This window comes from Lentzea sp. NPDC059081, assembly GCF_042738015.1.
In the GTDB taxonomy this organism is placed as follows: domain Bacteria; phylum Actinomycetota; class Actinomycetes; order Mycobacteriales; family Pseudonocardiaceae; genus Lentzea.
Genome location: NZ_JBHYGW010000025.1, coordinates 48,942 through 66,269, shown reverse-complemented (window position 1 = coordinate 66,269; position 17,328 = coordinate 48,942). Strand labels below are relative to the sequence as shown.

Genomic DNA, 17,328 nt, shown 5'->3' with positions numbered 1-17,328 from the left:
AACCGGTGCGCCCCCAACCGTTCCACGCCGTCAGGTCAGCTGGCGTAGACCTCGAACTCGTAGATCCGCGCCGCCGTGTTGCCGTCGTTGGTCGGCGTGGTGATGTTCAGCTTCACGTACCGCGCCGACCGTTGCGTGAACTGGTGGTAGGACCGGCTCGCCCGCGCCGACGAGACGGTCGCGACCGTCGTCCAGTTCGTGCCGTCGGTCGACGTCTGGACGTTGTAGGCGCCCGTGTTGAACCCGGTGCTCTCCCCGCCGAGCCCGGCGTGCTTGAGCACGACCGACCCGACGTTCTGCGCCGAGCCGAGGTCGACCTGCAGGGACTTCGTGCCGCCGGCCAGTGAGCACCACTTCCCGGACAGGCTGCCGTCGAACGCCTTGGCCGCCGTCTCGCTGTCGTTGCAGGGCGTGGACCCCGAGGCGGACTTGCCCAGCGCCAGGTTCGTGCCGAGGGCCGGCGGTGCCGCCGGGGGCGTGAAGCCGTCGTTGTACGAGGGCGGCACGTCCGAGGCGTTCGTGCCCCAGCTGCTGGGCGACGAGCCCATCGTGTAGCTCAGGGTCGTGTTGCCGGAGATGTCCCCGTAGCGCAGCCAGGACTTCGTCGTCGCGGTGCCGTTGCGGCTGAAGCTCTGCACGTACTGGGACGACGAACCCGCACCGGACGCGTTGATCTGCAGGGTGGCGCTGGGGCGGTTGACCGTGATGGACGGGAACAGCGGTCCGTGCAGCGCCAGCACGTCCGCGCCCGGCGTGGGCGGGTACATGCCCATCGCCGACCAGACGTACCAGGCGGAGGTGGCGCCGAGGTCGTCGTTGCCGGGCAGGCCGCCCGCCGCCGTGGTGAACGACTCGGACATCACCCGGCGCACGGCCGCGCTGGTGCCCTGCGGGTAGGCCGCGTAGTGGTACGCCCACGGCACGCCGTGCTCCGGCTCGTTGCCGATGTAGAAGTACGGCTGGCTGAGTCCGCCGTTGAGCTGCGTGAAGTGGTGGTCGAGCCGCTGGACCGCGGTCTTCGGGCCGCCCATCAGGTTGATCAGGCTGCCGAAGTTCCACGGCACCATCCACGTGTACTGCGACGCGTTGCCCTCGGTGTAGCCGCTCGGGCTGCCGGGGGAGACGGGCCACGCCCACGAGCCGTCGGAGTTGCGCTTCTGCACGTACCCCGACTCCGGGTTGTACACGTTGGCCCACCACTGGGCGCGGGTCATGTAGGTGTTGTACTTCGTCGTGTCGCCCACGGCCTTCGCGAACTGCGCGACGGCGAAGTCGGAGCTCGAGTACTCCAGCGAGTCCGACGGGTCCTCGGTGACGTAGTGCCGGCTGAGGTACCCGGACTGCCGGCCGCGGATCGCGCTGCCCTGCGTGGTGCCGCCGTTGGAGCTCTTGTCCATCAAGGACAACGCGGCGGCGGTGTCGAAGCCGCGCACGCCGAACGCGTACATGCTGGACACGATGATCGGCCCGGGATCACCGTTCATCACGAAGATCTCCTGGCTGTTGTGCGACCACTTCGGCAGCAGCCCACCCTGCTGCCCGTCGAGGACCATGGACTTGGCGATGTCACTGGCTTCCGCCGGTGCGAGCAACGCGATCAGCGACGCCCACGAGCGGTAGATGTCCCAGCCGGAGTAGTTCTGGTAGACGGTGTGCGACGCGGTGCGCACGGCCTGGTCGAAGCCGCGGTACTGGCCGTTGACGTCACTGGCGATGTTGGGGTTCTGGAACACGTGGTAGAGCGCGGTGTAGAACTTCTGCAGGTCCGTGGCGGAACCACCGGACACCTGCACCTTGTTCAGCACGTCGTTCCACGCCGTGTCCGCGCTCGCGCTGATGCCCGCGAAGTCGAAGCCCGTGTTCTCGGCGGCGAGGTTCGCCTGCGCGCCCGCGACGCTGACGAACGAGATGCCGACCTTCATCTGCACCACGGGGTTCGACGACGTGTCGAACGTGAGGTAGCCGCCCGAGTTCACGCCGCTGGTGCTCGCGGACCCGGCGGTCACCGTGCCGCCGAGCCACGTGCCGAAGCCGCTCGGCGTGCGGTCGAACTGGATGGCGTAGTAGAGCGGGTAGGTCTTCGACGACCCGCAGAAGCCACCGCCGGTGAACGTGCCGGTGAGCTGGCTGCCGTTGATCGAGATCGACCCGGTGCGGTTGCCGGTGGCGCTGCGGCTGCTGTTGATCAGCACCCTGGCCGCGGTCGTGCTCGGGTAGGTGAGCTTCATGAACCCGGTGCGCTTGGTGGCCGTCAGCTCGACGCCGGTGTTGTAGGTGTCGAGCCGGTTCTTGTAGTAGCCGGGCGCCGCCGACTCGTTGGACTTCGTGTAGGTGCCCGCGTAGCCGGTCCAGCTCGTGCCGGGGGAGTTCGTGATGTTTCCGGTGATCGGGAGGATGCCGAGGTCCTCGTTGTTCGCGCAGCCCGCGCCGTTGAAGTGGGTGAGGCTGAACTCCTCGATCTTGGTGTCGCTGTAGCGGTAGCCGGACGGCGAGGCGGTCGGGGTGTCCGGGCTGAACTGCACCATGCCGAACGGCACGACGGCGCCGGGGTAGGTGCTGCCGCCCGCGCCGCCGGGGACCGGGTTGGGCGAGTTGCTGTTGTCGGTGCCGATGAACGGGTTCACGTGCTGCGTCAGGGCGACGGCCGCGCGCGGTGCGGCCGCCGCGGGCGTGGCGGCGGCCAAGCCTGCTATCAGCAGACCAGCGGCGAGCAGCGGGATGGAGTGTCTGGCGCGTCGGTGCAGGGAGCCGAACATGGACCTTCCTCTCTTCGTCGGGCTGTGGTGTTCAGGGGCAGGGTTGGGTAGACAACGTTGTCAACGCCCACGCGGGGGCGCTGAGTCAGCGGGGGTGTCCGGTCAGCAGGTGGGGTAGAGGGCTCTCGTGCCGCCGGTGGCCTGCCGGTCGCTGAACCGGCAGCCGAACCGCGGGTCGTCCGTCCTGCGGATGTCGTCGCCCGCCGGGCGCTTGCCCCGGTCCACCCACGTCGTCAGGTCGCGCCAGGCGTCGCCGGCCTCGGCGGGGGAGAACTCGCAGTGGTCGACCGTGCGGATGGCGCGCTGCACCAGCAGGTTCGTGCGGCCGAACCGGGCGGCGTCGTCGCGGTAGTCCTGCTCCATCTTGAACGGCACGAACAGGTCGCCGATCCCGTGCAGCGACACGACGGGAGCGGTCGGCAGGCCCTGCACAGCGGGGATCTCGGTGAGCGCCCACGTGTTCCGCGCGACCGGGTCCGCGGCGCGAACCCGTTGCACGGTCGCGTTGACGTTCACCGGCGAGTTCGGCCGGTAGCGCGTGGTGAGGTTCGAGGCGATCAGTTGCGGGTTCTCGGCGAGGTTCGGGTTGGTGGAGGCGCCGACGAGCGTGTACAGGAAGTCCTGCCAGTACGCGTAGGCCGCGTCGGTGCCGGGGCGCGCGCCGCCGGTCAGGTCGGCGACCAGCGCGCGGAACTGCGCGTCGTTGCCGGCCAGTGCCTGGCGGATGCGCGGCACGACGGCCGACTGGTAGTCCGCCGGGAAGGGGTAGGCGCGGATGCCGGTCAGGGTCTGCGCGACGAGGTGGTAGCTCAGGAAGTAGTCGAACAGCTCGTGGTCGCCCACCACGCCGCACATCGGCAGCGCGCCGTCGTAGAAGCCGGGGTACTGCTCCAGGGACCGGGCGATGACGTGCCCGCCCATCGAGACGCCGGCGAGGAAGACCTTCTTCGGCCGTTGCACCTTCTGCCCGAACAACGTCGCCAGCTCACGGGTCGTCGTGACGCCGGCCCGGACGTCGTAGGCGTTGGCGTAGTAGGACGACGCCGCCCACGCGTACCCCTCGTCCAGCCACCGCTGCCGGAGTCCGTAGCCGGGCGTGTCGACGGTGAGGACCTTGCCGGTGCCGCGGTAGCCGTGCGCCCAGAGCGCGAGCCGCCCGTTCCAGTGCGGGGGCACCTCGATGACGTACCCGGCGTGGCTGTGCACGCCCTGCAGGACCCGCGTGGGCTTGCCGCCGACCTGCGCCGGGGCGAGCGGGGGGTTGTCGATCGTGTAGCCGGGCAACGGCTCGTCGCCGCGTGTTCTGTCCGCGGCCGCGGGATGTGCGGCGGTGACCACGAGGAGGAACGACAACGCGACGCCGAGCAGTCGTCTCATGCCCTCGGACGCTACTAGCGGGCGGGCCTCGTCCGCAGGAAGCCGTTCGGCCGCACGCGGGGTGTTCCGGTGCGGCCGAATGCCCTCGTCACTGGATCGGGCTGCTGTGCGCGCCGAGGTGGACCGGCAGCGAGTGCAGCCCGTAGACGATCGAGAGCTTGCGGAAGTCGAGCGCGCCCGGCTCGACCGCGAGCCGCAGCTCCGGGAACCGGCGGGCGAGCGCCGGGTAGGCGATCCGCAGCTCCATCTTGGCCAGCTCGGCGCCGATGCACCGGTGCGCGCCGTACCCGAACGCCAGGTGCTGGCCCGCCGGCCGGCTCGGGTCGATGACGTCGGGGTCGGCGTAGACGCTCGGATCGCGGTTGGCCTGCGACAGCGAGCACGCGACGATGTCCCCGGCCTTGATCTTCGTCCCGGCGATCACCACGTCCCGGCGCGCGATGCGCAGGAACGCCACCTGCACGACGGTCTGGTGCCGCAGCAGCTCGTCGACCACCCCGTTGACGGCCTCCTCGCCTTCGAGCACGCGGCCGAACAGGCCGGGGTCGCGCAGCATCGCGAGCGTGCCGAGCGAGATCATGCTCGCCGTCGTCTCGAACCCGCCCGTGAGCAGCCCGTCGGCCAGACCGGCGAGCTCGTCGTCCTCCAGCTCGTCCCCGTGCTTGCGGATGAGCTCGCCGAGCAGTCCGTCGTTCGGGTTCTGCCGTTGCGCCCGCACCAGCTCGCGGAAGTACACGATCGACTCGGACACGGCCGACAACGAGGCCGTCGCCGCCCCACCGAGGTCGAACCGCGACACGCTGCGCCGCTGGAACTCCTCGCGTTCACTCGCGGGCACACCCAGCAGCTCGCAGATCGTGAGCGCGGGCACCGGCATGGCGAAGTGCTCGACGAGGTCGACCGGTCCGTCCTTCATGGACATCAGGTCGAGCTGGTCCGCCACGATCTGCTCGATCCGCGGCACCAGTCGAGACAGCCGCCGCATCGTGAACTCGGGCGTGAGCACCTTGCGCAGCCGAGTGTGCTCCGGCGGGTCGCTGAACCCGAGCCCGCCGGGCGCCTCGTCGGCGGCCAGCCCCAGCTCGCGCAGGTGACCGAAGTCGTTGCTGAACGCGTCGGCGTCCACCAGCACCTGCTTGGAGGCCTCGTACCCGGTCACCAGCCACACCGTCACGGGCAGCGGCAACCGCGTGACCGGCCCCTGCGCCTGCATCCGCGCGAGCTCCGGTACCGGGTCCAACCCGTTGCGGCGCAGCGGTGCCAGCACGCGCGACGGCACGAACCACGACGCCCCGAGGTCGAAGCCGGTCTTGCTGAGGCGGGCGAGCAACCTCTTCCCCATCCATCCGGTCACGCGGGACCGGACGTCTGTCGCTGACTGCAGAACGTCCCTCATGTGCGGGTCCCTTCGGCGGAAAGGGTGACGTGGCAGCTGGACGGCCACAGGACCGGACAATAACGACGTCGCCGCGCGCACGTCGTCATACCTGGGCCTAACGCGCCGTCATACTTTGGTCCAGATGTTGATCAGGGTCCGATGGGGTGCGGCGGAGGGCGTCCGGGCGGGCGCGCAGGGTGAGCTTTCGGTCCGCTTCGGGGGCGTCTTCGGGGTCGCTTCGAGGGCGCTTTTGGTGAGCGTCGGGGCGCCACAGTGGACCGGACGATTGTGGCCGGGCGCTGTTTCCCCGGGCGGTCGGGGAGGTGACGGGTGCGGGACTTCGGTCGGCGCTGGTCGGGTGCGGTGGGTTGGTGGCGCTGACGGGGGACGGGTGCCGTGCGCACGGGTTGGTTCCGCGGGCATGGACTGCAACGCGCGCATGGCCCGCCGTATGCATTGCTGGCCGACGCGCGCACGGGTTGGCGACGCGCGCACGGGTTGGCGACGCGCGCACGGGTCGCTGACGTGCGCATGGGTTGGCGACGCGCACGGCCTGCCAAGCACATGACCAGCCGACCCGTGCACGGGTCGGCGGCGCACACGGGGTGCTGACGCGCGTATGGATCGCAACGCGCGCACGTCCTGCCATGCGCATGGCCAGCTGACGCGCGCGCACGGCCGACCAACGCGCGCACGGGTGGTCGGTGTGTGGAAGGGCGGCCGACGCGCGCACGGTCGACAACGCGCGATCCTGTCGGCCTCCAAAGGCGCCCACCTCGACAAGCCAACCGCGAAACCCGAACCGCGCCGCCGCCGTGCCGCCCCGCCATGCCGCTACGCCGCCCCCGCCACGGGGCCACGCCGCCACGCCTCGCTTCGCCACCGTGCGGCCTCGCCGCCTCGCTTGGCCGCCCTGCCGCTCCGTCCTGCCGCCGCGCCCCGCCGCCACGCTTCCTCACCTCGCCGCCCTGCCGCGCCCGCTCCGCCGCGCTGCCCCGCCCGCCGCCCGGCCCGCCCGGTTCCCGGCCCGCCTGCCTCCCGGCCCGACGCCGCCCGCCCCGACGCGCTCCGGCACCCGTCGCCCCCACCCCCACAGCGCCGAGCCCCGCCCCACCTCCACCCCCCCACCGTCCCCACGGCACAAAGACGAGGCGGCGCCACCCAGCACCGCCCCCCAGCCCAGACTCAGTGGCCGTGCCCCTGCCGCCCCAACGTCGTCACCGGCCCAGCCCCAGGCCGGGTCCACTGCGGCACCGGCCGGCTGTCCTCACCCCAGCTCGACTCCCCGTCCGCGTCACTCCGCCAGAACCACCCGGCATGACGCCCCTCCGGCCACCCCGGAGGCTGCACCTCCCACGCCTCACCCCGACCGCGCACCGTCATGTCCAGCAGACCGAGCGACCCGTTGACCCGCTCGGTGCCGCGCCCGGTCGTCGAGTAGGTCAGGAACGTGCGGGAGCCGTCGCGCAGGTAGCTGGTCAGGTAGCCCATCTCCCCGCCGACGGGGTCGTCCAGGCCGCGTACCGAGTACCAGGGCGACGCGTAGCCCATGAACGACACGAAGGCCGCCACCTCGTCCCAGGCGCCGGTGGTGACGAAGGCGAACGAGACGCCGCGGGCGTTGAGGTAGGCGGCGTCGTCGAAGTGCCACGGGATGTGCGTGCAGCCCTCGCACTGGCCCTGGTGCGGCGCGCCGTCCCACCACATGTGCTTGTAGACGACCAGTTCGTCGCGGCCCTGGAACAGGTCGAGGAACGGCACCGGGCCATCGGCGCCGACGACGGGGACGGTCCCGTCGAACTCCACCATCGGCAGCCGCCGGCGGGCGGCGGCGATGGCGTCGCCCTCGCGGGTGTGGGCCTTCTCGCGGAGCAGGAGCTCGTCGCGGGCCTTCTGCCACGTGGCCAGGTCGACGACGGGCGGTTGTCCGGTCATGGTCGCGGTCCCTTCGTGAAGTCAGGTGTCGAGGGGGCGTCGAAGCCGCGCGCCGCCTCTCGACATCGGGATCTCGACACCTCGCCACCGCGTCCGCAGCCAGCGGTCGTGGCTCGCGACCACGATGGCGCCCGGACCGGGACCCAGCGCGTCCTCCAGCTCGTCGCACAGCGTCGGCGACAGGTGGTTGGTCGGCTCGTCCAGCAACAGCAGCTGCGGCGGGGCGGCCACCAGCAGCGCCAGCGCGAGCCGCCGTTGCTGGCCGACGGACAGCGCGCCCACCGGTTTGCCCAGGTCCCAGCGGTGCAGCAAGCCCAGCGACGCCAGCGGTACCTCGGCCACGCGCGCGGCACCGAGCGCGCGGCCGTAGGTGGCACGGGCGGTGAGGCGCGGGTTGGCGAACGACGTGTCCTGGTCCAGCAGGCCCACGCTCACCGGAACCCGCCGCACGCCCGGCACGTCCAGCCGCCCGGCCAGGACCAGCAGCAACGTCGACTTGCCCGCGCCGTTCGGGCCGGTCACGAGCAGCCGGTCGCCGTCGCGCACGTCGAACCGGTCCACGTCCAGCCGGCTGGGCACCCGTACCTGCCGCAAGGACACCAGCTCGGCACCCGACGACGTCAGCGCCGCGTGGAAGCTCAGCGGGCGCGGGGGAGCGGGCACTGCGCTGCGCTCCAGGTCCTCCAGCCGACGGGTGGCGTTGCGGACCCGGCGGGAGATCTGGCTCTGCACGCGGTTCGCCCGCACGCCGTAGCCCATCTTGTCGCTGTCGCGCATCGCCCGGTTCGGCGCGACCCGGCCCGCGATCAGGCCCAGCGACGACCTCAGCTCGTCGAGCTCCTCCTGTTCCTCGGCGTACTGGCGTTCCCACCGGGCCCGGTCGGCGCGCTTCTGCCGCAGGTACTCGCTGTACGTGCCGCCGAACCGCACCGGACCGTCCACCGCGGGGTCCAGGTCGAGCAGGTCCGTGCACACCGCGTCGAGGAACGCCCGGTCGTGGCTCGCCACGACCAGCGCGCCGGGCAGAGACCGCAGCTGCTCCTCCAGGAACGTCGCCGCGTCGTCGTCGAGGTGGTTCGTCGGCTCGTCGAGCAGCAACGCCGACGGCTTGCCGACCACGAGCGCGGTCAGCATCAGCCGGCGGCGCTGGCCACCGGAGAGCGAGCCGAGCGGACGGTCCCACGGCACGTCGCCGAGCCCCAGCCCGGCGAGGACGACCTGAGCACGCCGGTCCGCGTCCCAGGCCTCCAGCCGCTGGGCCTGCTCCAGCCGGTCCGCGTACTCCGCCAGCCGCCCCTCGGACGTGAGGCGCTCCAGGTCGGCCAGCACCGCCCGCGACTCGGCCAGCGCGTCGTCGAGGACGTCGGCGACGGACGCCGAGTCCGGGAAGGTCAGCTCCTGCGGCAGGAAGCCCAGGTCAGGTGGTCGCGTGACGGTGCCGCCGTCGGGCTGGTCGGTCCCGGCGAGCAGGCGCAGCAACGTCGACTTGCCCGCGCCGTTCTCCCCGATCAGCCCGATCCGCCGGCCGGGCGCCGCCACGAGCGACACCCCGTCGAGCACCCGCCGCCCGCCGAAGCCGCGCACCAGCTCGTGCGCGACGAGCGCCGCCCCAGCCGCGGACTGAGCTGCGGAGTCAGCCACGGCCGGCCTCCAGCAGCTTGCCGCCCTCCAGGCGCAGCCGGCGGTCGATCCTCACCTCGCTCAGGAACCGCTCGTCGTGGCTGACGACCACGAACGCGCCCTGGTAGGCGTTCAGCGCACTCTCCAGCTGACCGGCGCTGACCAGGTCGAGGTTGTTCGTCGGCTCGTCGAGCAACAGCAGCTGCGGCGCGGGTTCGGCGAACAGCACGCACGCCAGCGTCGCGCGCAGCCGTTCACCGCCGGACAGCACGCCGACCGGAAGGTGCGCCCGAGGGCCGCGGAAGAGGAAGCGCGCCAACAGGTTCATCCGCTCCGCCGGGGGCATCGCCGGGGCGAACGCGGCCAGGTTCTCCGCCACCGTCCGCGCGTCGTCCAGCAGGTCCAGGCGCTGCGACAGGTACGCGACGCGGCCGTCCGCCCGTTTCACCTCGCCGCTGTCCGGCACCAGCGACCCGTGCACCACGCGCAGCAACGTCGACTTGCCCGCGCCGTTCGGGGCGGCGAGCGCGATGCGTTCCGGGCCGCGGATCGTGAGGTCCACACCGTCGAACAGGTCCCGCACCCGGATGCCGGACCCCGCGAAGAGGGTGCGACCGGCCGGAACGGCGGTCTGCGGCAGCTCCAGGCTGATCCGCTGCTCGTCCTTCAATGCGCGTTCGGCCTGGTCGAGCCGGGTCTTGGCGGCACTGAGCCGGGACGCGTGCGTGCCGTCGGCCTTCGCCGCGGACACCTCGGCGTTGCGCTTCATGGTGCCCGCGAAGATCCGTGGCAGGCCCGCGTTCGACAGGTTCTTCTGCGCGTTGGACGCACGGCGGGCCGCACGCTCACGGGCCTGCTGCATCTCCCGCTTCTCGCGCTTGACCTCCTGCTCGGCGCTGCGGATGTTCTTCTCCGCCACCTCGCGCTCCGCCGCGACCGACTCCTCGTACTCGCTGAAGTTGCCGCCGTAGAAGCGGATCTCGCCGCCGTCGAGCTCCGCGATCCGGTCCATCCGGTCGAGCAACGCGCGGTCGTGGCTCACCACGAGCAGGCAGCCGCGCCAGTCGTCGAGCACGTCGTAGAGCCGATGACGGGCGTCCAGGTCGAGGTTGTTCGTCGGTTCGTCGAGCAGCAGCACGTCCGGCTGCCTGAGCAGCTGCGCCGCGAGGCCGAGCGAGATGACCTGGCCGCCGCTCAGCGTGCCCAGCACCCGGTCGAGGGCGAGGTCGCCCAACCCGAGCCGGTCGAGCTGGGCGCGGGTGCGTTCCTCCAGGTCCCAGTCGGTGCCGATGGTGGTGAAGTGCTCCTCGGCGGCGTCACCGGACTCGACGGCCGCGATGGCGCGCAGGACGTCCGCGACGCCCAGCACCTCCGCCACGGTCAGCCCGGCGGTGAGCGGCAGGTCCTGCGGGAGGTAGCCGACTACGCCGTCGACGGTCACGGTGCCGTCGGACGGCGTGAGTGCGCCGGCGACGAGCTTGAGCAACGTGGACTTGCCCGCACCGTTCGGGGCGACGAGACCGGTGCGGCCGCCGGGCACGGTGACGGACAGGCCGTCGAAGACGGGGGTGTCGTCGGGCCAGGAGAAGGACAGGCCGGACACGACGATGAAAGCATCGGACATGGGTGTGAGACCTCAGGTGTGCTGCGCGCGGGTCGTGCACTTCGCGCGAAGGGAAAAGGGGACGACGAAACGGCCATCACGTCGATGGCCTGTCACATCCCGGGCTCACCCGGAGATGTCGTCTTCACCCACCAGCACGTCGAGCTCCTCGGTCGGAACGGTGATCTCCCCTTCACGATAACAGCCGTCGCGAATGGATTGCCGAGTCATGATTCACTCGGGTGTGTGACCAGTGAAGGACCCGTTCTGGAGCTGCTGCGCGAACGACAGCGGCGCGGGAGCGTTCCAGGACGACGCGACGACGGTGCCCGGCTCGTGCTGCTGATCGAGGGCGGCAGCTCGCGCGGCGCGTACTCGAGCGGCATGACCCACCCGATCGAGCAGGGCGGCCTGCTGCCGCTGTTCGACGCCGTCTACGGCAGCTCGGCGGGCACCCTGAACGCGGCCTGGCTGCTGTGCGGCCGCGTCGACCGCAGCAAGCACGCCTGGTGGGACCCGGCGGTCATGCGCACGACCATCGACCTGCGCCGCGCGTTCAGCAGGCGTCCGGTCGTCGACACGCGCCACCTCGTCCACGAGATCTACACGCAGCTGCACCCGATGGGCTTCCAGGAGATCCTCGACAACCCCGTCGAGTTCCACCCGATGGCCACGGACGGCCTGAGCGGCGAGTCGGCCGACCTGCACAAGACGATCCACGACACGTTGAGCGTGCAGACCGCGCTGCGGGCCTCGGCCGCCATGCCGCTGCTCGCCGGCGAACCCGTGGTGATCGACGGTCGCCCGTACGTCGACGCGGGCCTGACCGAGATGGTGCCGGTGCGCACCGCGCTGGCCCAGGGCGCCACCCACGTCGTCGCCCTGCGCACCCGGCGGACCGACGAGGTCGCGATGCCTCCCGCCCGCGCCGAACGCCTGCTGCTGACGCGCTGGTTCGCCAAGTACGCGCCGGGGGCGGCCGCGCCGTGGCTGAGCCGCGTCGAGTCGTGGGTCGAGGAGGAGGCGGCGCTGAACTCGCACCCCGCGTGCCTGCAGATCCGGCCGCCGCTCGGCAGCGCGCAGGTCGGCAGGACCGAACGGGGCCCCGACGTGCTGAAGGCGGCGTTCGAGACCGGCGTGGCCGCGGCGCGGGAAGCGCTGGCCGAGGTGGCCGAACAGCTACGTTGAGCGCGTGGACTTCGACGAGTACCGGAACTACGACGCGACCGGGCTGGCCCGGCTCGTCGCGGACAGGCAGGTGTCCGCGGCCGAACTCCTGGAGACGGCGCGCAAGCGTGCCGCCGAGGTGAACCCGAAGCTGAACGCGATCGTCAGGGACGTGCCGGCCGAGCCGTCCGACGACCTCACCGGGCCGTTCGCCGGGGTGCCGTTCCTGATCAAGGACCTCGGTCAGGACTACGCGGGCCTGCCCACCTCGAACGGGTCGCGCTCGCTGGCCCGGCACGTGGTCGCGCGGCACTCGACGGTGGTCCAACGGTGGGTCGACGCCGGGCTGGTGATCTTCGGCAAGACCAACCTGCCGGAGTTCGGCGCCAAGGCGATCAGCGAGTCGGTCGCGTGGGGTCCGGCGCGCAACCCGTGGGACCTCTCCCGGACGCCCGGCGGGTCGTCCGGTGGCAGCGCCGCCGCGGTGGCCGCCGGGATCGTGCCGTGCGCCGGTGCGAACGACGGTGGTGGCTCGACGCGGATCCCGGCGGCGTGCTGCGGGCTCGTCGGTCTGAAGCCGGGGCGCGGGCTGACGCCGTTCGGCCCGGACACGGCCGAGATGATGCATGGCGCGGCGGTGCAGGGCGTGGTGTCGCGGACCGTGCGCGACACGGCGGCGATGTTCGACGTCATCTCCGGTGGCGAGCCGTCCGGGCCGTTCTCGGTGGCCATGCCCGCGGAGTCGTTCCTGTCCTGCGTCGGTGCTGATCCGGGCAAGCTGCGGATCGGTGTGCGGGTGCCGTCCGCGATCAACCCGAACCCGGATCCGGAGGCGCGCAAGGCGGTCGAGTCGGCGGTCCGCGTGCTCACCGACCTCGGCCACCACGTCGAGGAGCTGCCGGAGGCGCCGTTCGACGACGCCGTGCTGGCCAAGGACTTCCTGCTGACGTGGTTCGTGAACCTCGCGTGGAAGGTCGCTGACGCGAAGCGCCTGACCGGGGCGCCGGACGTCGCGTTCGAACGCGACACGCTGCTCATGGCCGCGCTGGGGCGGGCCACGAGCAGCGTCGACTACGTGGACGCCGTGCACCGCAGGCACGAGCACACCCGCCGGCTGAGCGTCTTCTTCGAGTCCTACGACCTGCTGCTGACGCCGACGCTCGCGACCCCGCCGCCGAAGATCGGCCAGTTCGAGCTGCCGGCGTCGCTGCAGCGGGCGACCGACGTGCTGCTCAAGACCCGCACCGCGCGGTTCCTGCGGCACACGAAGATCGTCGACGACATGATCCAGGACAACCTCGGCTGGGTGCCGTACACGCAGCTCGCGAACCTCACCGGGCGTCCGGCGATCTCGTTGCCGCTGCACTGGACCGCGGACGGGCTGCCGCTCGGCGTCCAGTTCGTCGCGCCGCTCGCGGGGGAGTCGTTGCTGATCAAGCTCGCCGCGCAGCTCGAAGAGGCGTTGCCGTGGGCCGGTCGCGTGCCGGTCATGAGCTGAGGAACCGCAGCAGCTCCGCGGTGACGAACTCGGGGTTCTCCTCGACGAGCCAGTGTCCTGCGCGCGGAACGTCCACCGCGCGCACGATGTTCGTCATCCGCGGGGCCGCCGTGCCGCGGATCGCTTCCGCCTGTCCTTCGGCCGCCATGACCAACGTCGGCACCTGAACCGGTTGCGCCGCTTCGGTGTCGCGCACGTCCTGGTCCAGCGCGCGGTACAGCTCGAACCCGTTCGTCAGCGCGGCGGTGTACGTGCGGGCGTACTCGTCGATCTCGCGGTCGGTGAACGGCGACTTCGTCGAGGTGCCGCCGAAAGCCGTGCCCTGGTAGGAGACCTGCGGGTAGAAGAGCCTCAGGTAGTCGCGGACGTCGTCGTGCACGACCGCCTCCGGCACCTCGCGCTGGGAGTGGAAAGCGATGTGCCAGCTGAGGTTCCGGTAGGTGCGGGCGTCGATCGCGGGACCCGGCAGCGGCAGGTCGAGGTAGCCGAGTTTCGCCGTGTCCGCGGGGAACTGGCTGGCGTACTGGAACGCGACGGCGGCACCGAGGTCATGGCCGATGATCGACGGGTTCTGCAGGCCGAGCTTCCGCGTCAGCGCGTGGACGTACTTCGCGAGTGTGGCTTTGTCGTAGCTCTTGGCCTTTCCGGTGCTGTCGCCCAGGCCGGGCAGGTCGAGGGCGTAGACGGTGTGGCTCTTCGCCAGCTCCGGCATGATCGGCCACCAGCCGTACCAGGTCTGCGGCCAGCCGTGTACCAGCACGACCGGTGTGCCGCTTCCGCCTGTCACGTAATGCATCCGGACGCCGTCGACGTCCGCGAACTCGTGCTTGAAGCCCTGCTGGAACGCCGGGTCGTCGCGCGTGATGGCGGTGTGGCCGGGAAGTTCCGGTGCCGGGGCGCAGGCCGTGAGGAACAGGAGTAGTGCGAGCACGAGGCGTTTCATGGCCACCAGAGTTGCGGGGCTCGGCCTGGTCTGGCACGAAAACTTGCCGCTCTGGCAAGATCGGGCTCGTGAACCGCGAAACCGAAGAGGTGCTCGACGGCGTCGGACCCCGGCTGCGGGCACTGCGCCGGCACCGCGGTGTCACCCTCGCCGACGTCTCGACGACCACCGGCATCTCGGAGAGCACGTTGTCCCGCCTGGAAAGCGGGCAGCGCCGCGCCACCCTGGAACTGCTGCTCCCGTTGGCTCGCATGTACGACGTGCCGCTGGACGAGCTGGTCGGCGCGCCCCGCACCGGCGACCCGCGCATCCACCTGACGCCGATCCACCGGTTCGGGATGACGTTCGTGCCGCTGTCCCGGCGGCCGGGCGGGGTGCAGGCGTTCAAGATGCTGATCCCGGCGACGCCGAAGCCACTCGACCCGACTTCGCAGACGCACGACGGGTTCGAGTGGCTGTACGTCCTCAACGGACGGTTGCGACTGGTGCTCGGCGACCTCGACCTGACGGTGCCACCGGGGGAGGCCGCCGAGTTCGACACCTCGTCACCGCACTGGCTGGGCAGCGCGGACGGCGGCGCGGTCGAGCTGGTGGTGCTGTTCGACCCGCAGGGCGTGCGCGCACACGTCCGTCCCGCTACTTCCGGTTGAGCCTCGCGGTGGCGATCACGCCGCCCAGGGCCACGACCGCGGTGATGACGCCGAACCAGGACGCCATGGTCGCCGCGCCGACGACTCCGGCCACAGGCCCCGCGACGACCGCCGAGACGCCCATCCCGAGGTAGCCGACGACGTAGATCGCGGTGAACAGCCCGGCCCGCTCGTGCGGCGCGACCTCCGGCACCAGCCCGCGCGTGGTGCCGGCGAACGCTGCCCCGATGCCCGCGCCGGTGACCAGCGCCGCGACCCAGATGAGCGGCAGCGCGTGGGCACCGATGCTGCCGACGAACAGGACCGTGCCCGCGGTGATCCCGCTGGTGCCGAGCAGCCGCAGCCGGTGCGGGCGGACTCCGCTGGTGGTGGCGGAGGCGACCGTGCCCACCGCGAACACGACGAACGCCGCGAGCGCCGCCACGATCGGGCTGTGCACCTGGAAGACCGACACCAGCACGACGGGAACCAGTCCCATCCACAGCGTCATCAGCATGAACGCGCTCACGATCCCCGGCACCGTCGTCGCGTACAGCCGGCGCACCTGCGGGGGCAGCGACACCCGAGGCACCAGCGACGCCAACGCGCCGGGCTTGCGCGTGGCGGTCTCCGGCGTGAAGACGGCGAAGGCCGTCGCCAGCACCATGACCACGACGAGCACCAGCCACACCGCGAACGCCGCGTCGGACGCGAACTGCGCGACGAGACCCGAGTAGAGCGCCCCGATGCCCAGCCCGGCGAGCGGCGCCATGCTGGTCATCTGCGCACCGAGCTTCTTGTGCTTTTCCGGCGCGAGCTCGACGACCGCCGCGCTGAGCGAGCTCGACGCCGCCGCGGTGGCGACGCCCTGCACGATCCGGCCGACGATGAGCCACTCGATCGACGGCGACAGGAGGAACACCACCATCGCCACCAGGTCCAGCCCCAGCGAGCTGATCATCAGCGGCCGCCTGCCGACGTAGTCCGACAGCGACCCGACCACGGGGATCGTGACGAGCAACGCGAACGCGTAGACGCCGAACGCCAGCGTCAGCATCGACGGCGCGAACCCCCAGTGCGCCTGGTAGATCGGCAGCAGCGGACCGGGCGCGCCGGCCGCGACGAGGACCGCGACCATCGCCGCCGAGATGCCCGCGAAGCCGACGCCGTGCGGCAGGAAGACCCCCCTCGTCCTGGCAGCGGGGCGGTCGAGGACTGCGGTCATGACGGTTCCTCCACGTCGGGTTGAGGAAACCGACGCTAACGACCGCACTTCGTCTTTGCAAGTAAACTCTTCTTTGGAAAGTTAGCTAGTTCCGCGCAAGCGCGCTATCGTGGGCTTCGTGAAGCGACGTGACTACGCCCAGTACTGCGGACTTGCCCGAGCTCTGGAGCTCGTCGGCGAGCGCTGGGCGTTGCTGATCGTGCGCGACCTCACAATCCGCCCCCGCCGCTACACCGACCTCCAGGAAGGCTTGCGCGGCATCCCGACCAACGTGCTCTCGACCCGGCTGAAGGAGCTCGAACAGGCGGGCATCGTCGAACGCCAGGTGGCTCCGGCGCCCGCCCGTGGTGTCGTTTACGCGCTGACCGAGGTGGGGCAGGCGCTCGAACCGTCGCTGATCGCTCTTGGTCGGTGGGGCTCGTCGCAGCTCGGTGATCCGCAGCCCGGTTACGTCGTGACTCCCGACGGGGCCGTGCTGAACATGCGCGCTGCCTTTCAGACGGGGGAAGCGGCTGGGCTGACGGCGTCGTTCCAGCTGCACCTGGCTGACGTCGTGGTGCACGCGGTTCTCGTCGACGGGAAGTTGACGTCCGGGCTCGGGCCGGCGCCCGGTGGGGCCGACCTCGTCATGACGGCTCGGTTCGCGGAGGACGAGATCCCGGCGTACCGGACGTTCGTGCGGGCGGCGAAGGAGGGGCGGGTGGACCTGGAGGGTCCGGCCGAGCTGTTCGACACGTTCCTGCGGGTGTTCACGTATCCGGCGAAGGCTGCTTAGTCGCTGGCTGCATGGTGCATTCCGCGCTTCGCGGCCGGGTGCATCTTGCGTTCGACGTCTGGCTGCCACATGCATGGTGCTTTCGGCGTCTCGCAGCCGCGTGCACCTTGCATCCGGCGCCTCGCCAGCACGCGCATCTTGCATCTAGCGCTTCGCCACCGCGCGCATCTTGCATCTGACGTCTCGCCGCAGCACGCAATTTGCATCCTGCGCCTGGCCGCCGTGCGCAACTTGCCTTCAGCGCCTGGCTGCGACGTGCAACTTGCATTCAGCGCCTGGCTGCCGCATGCACCTTGCAACCAGCCCCTCGCCACCACCCCGCCAGGTGCATCTGGCGCCTCACCCCGCCCACCGAGCCGTGACCCCGGCCACACCCCACCCTCACCCGGTCCACGTGTGGGTGGTCACGCCCACCCCGCCGA

Annotated in this window: 12 protein-coding genes; 4 read left to right on the top strand and 8 right to left on the bottom strand. The window is 71.3% G+C overall.

Annotation, left to right across the window (positions count from 1 at the left end; all coding sequences use genetic code 11):
- Positions 1 to 35: 35 nt before the first annotated feature.
- The 6 genes from ACFWV3_RS36170 to ACFWV3_RS36145 all read right to left on the bottom strand — a co-directional run bounded on the left by ACFWV3_RS36170 (position 36) and on the right by ACFWV3_RS36145 (position 10,690).
- Entirely contained in the window at positions 36 to 2,756 is a 2,721-nt protein-coding gene (locus ACFWV3_RS36170; protein ID WP_382418232.1) for a GH92 family glycosyl hydrolase, read from the bottom strand.
- A 102-nt stretch (positions 2,757 to 2,858) separates the two neighbouring features.
- Entirely contained in the window at positions 2,859 to 4,133 is a 1,275-nt protein-coding gene (locus ACFWV3_RS36165; protein WP_382418230.1) for an alpha/beta hydrolase family protein, read from the bottom strand.
- An 88-nt stretch (positions 4,134 to 4,221) separates the two neighbouring features.
- Positions 4,222 to 5,475: a cytochrome P450 gene (locus ACFWV3_RS36160; protein WP_382418228.1), complete on the bottom strand. Its 1,254-nt coding sequence runs from the start codon at positions 5,473 to 5,475 to the stop codon at positions 4,222 to 4,224.
- 1,221 nt (positions 5,476 to 6,696) lie between these two features.
- Positions 6,697 to 7,446, bottom strand: coding sequence for a DUF899 family protein (locus tag ACFWV3_RS36155; protein ID WP_382418226.1), 750 nt, complete (start codon positions 7,444 to 7,446; stop codon positions 6,697 to 6,699).
- Positions 7,447 to 7,467: 21 nt separating this feature from the next.
- Positions 7,468 to 9,087, bottom strand: coding sequence for an ABC-F family ATP-binding cassette domain-containing protein (locus ACFWV3_RS36150; protein WP_382418224.1), 1,620 nt, complete (start codon positions 9,085 to 9,087; stop codon positions 7,468 to 7,470).
- Positions 9,080 to 10,690: an ABC-F family ATP-binding cassette domain-containing protein gene (locus tag ACFWV3_RS36145; RefSeq protein WP_382418222.1), complete on the bottom strand. Its 1,611-nt coding sequence runs from the start codon at positions 10,688 to 10,690 to the stop codon at positions 9,080 to 9,082. Before ACFWV3_RS36145 ends, ACFWV3_RS36150 begins: the two co-directional genes overlap by 8 nt.
- A 225-nt stretch (positions 10,691 to 10,915) precedes the next feature.
- Between ACFWV3_RS36145 and ACFWV3_RS36140 the strand changes: the two genes are divergently transcribed.
- Complete coding sequence (locus ACFWV3_RS36140) at positions 10,916 to 11,857, top strand: patatin family protein (protein WP_382418220.1); 942 nt, start codon at positions 10,916 to 10,918, stop codon at positions 11,855 to 11,857.
- A 4-nt stretch (positions 11,858 to 11,861) separates the two neighbouring features.
- A complete protein-coding gene (locus tag ACFWV3_RS36135; RefSeq protein WP_382418218.1) occupies positions 11,862 to 13,334 on the top strand; it encodes an amidase in 1,473 nt (490 codons plus the stop codon).
- On the opposite strand, the gene ACFWV3_RS36130 is transcribed toward ACFWV3_RS36135, so the two are convergent.
- Positions 13,324 to 14,277: an alpha/beta fold hydrolase gene (locus tag ACFWV3_RS36130; protein ID WP_382418216.1), complete on the bottom strand. Its 954-nt coding sequence runs from the start codon at positions 14,275 to 14,277 to the stop codon at positions 13,324 to 13,326. The genes ACFWV3_RS36135 and ACFWV3_RS36130 overlap by 11 nt on opposite strands.
- Positions 14,278 to 14,345: 68 nt before the next feature.
- Here ACFWV3_RS36130 and ACFWV3_RS36125 point away from each other — a divergent pair, with 68 nt between their 5' ends.
- Positions 14,346 to 14,927: a helix-turn-helix domain-containing protein gene (locus tag ACFWV3_RS36125; protein ID WP_382418214.1), complete on the top strand. Its 582-nt coding sequence runs from the start codon at positions 14,346 to 14,348 to the stop codon at positions 14,925 to 14,927.
- On the opposite strand, the gene ACFWV3_RS36120 is transcribed toward ACFWV3_RS36125, so the two are convergent.
- Positions 14,914 to 16,131: an MFS transporter gene (locus ACFWV3_RS36120; protein WP_382418212.1), complete on the bottom strand. Its 1,218-nt coding sequence runs from the start codon at positions 16,129 to 16,131 to the stop codon at positions 14,914 to 14,916. The two genes, ACFWV3_RS36125 and ACFWV3_RS36120, sit on opposite strands and share 14 nt — an antisense overlap.
- Before the next feature lie 118 nt (positions 16,132 to 16,249).
- Here ACFWV3_RS36120 and ACFWV3_RS36115 point away from each other — a divergent pair, with 118 nt between their 5' ends.
- On the top strand, positions 16,250 to 16,906 hold the full coding sequence (locus ACFWV3_RS36115) for a winged helix-turn-helix transcriptional regulator (protein ID WP_382418210.1): 657 nt from the start codon (positions 16,250 to 16,252) through the stop codon (positions 16,904 to 16,906).
- Positions 16,907 to 17,328 lie beyond the last annotated feature (422 nt).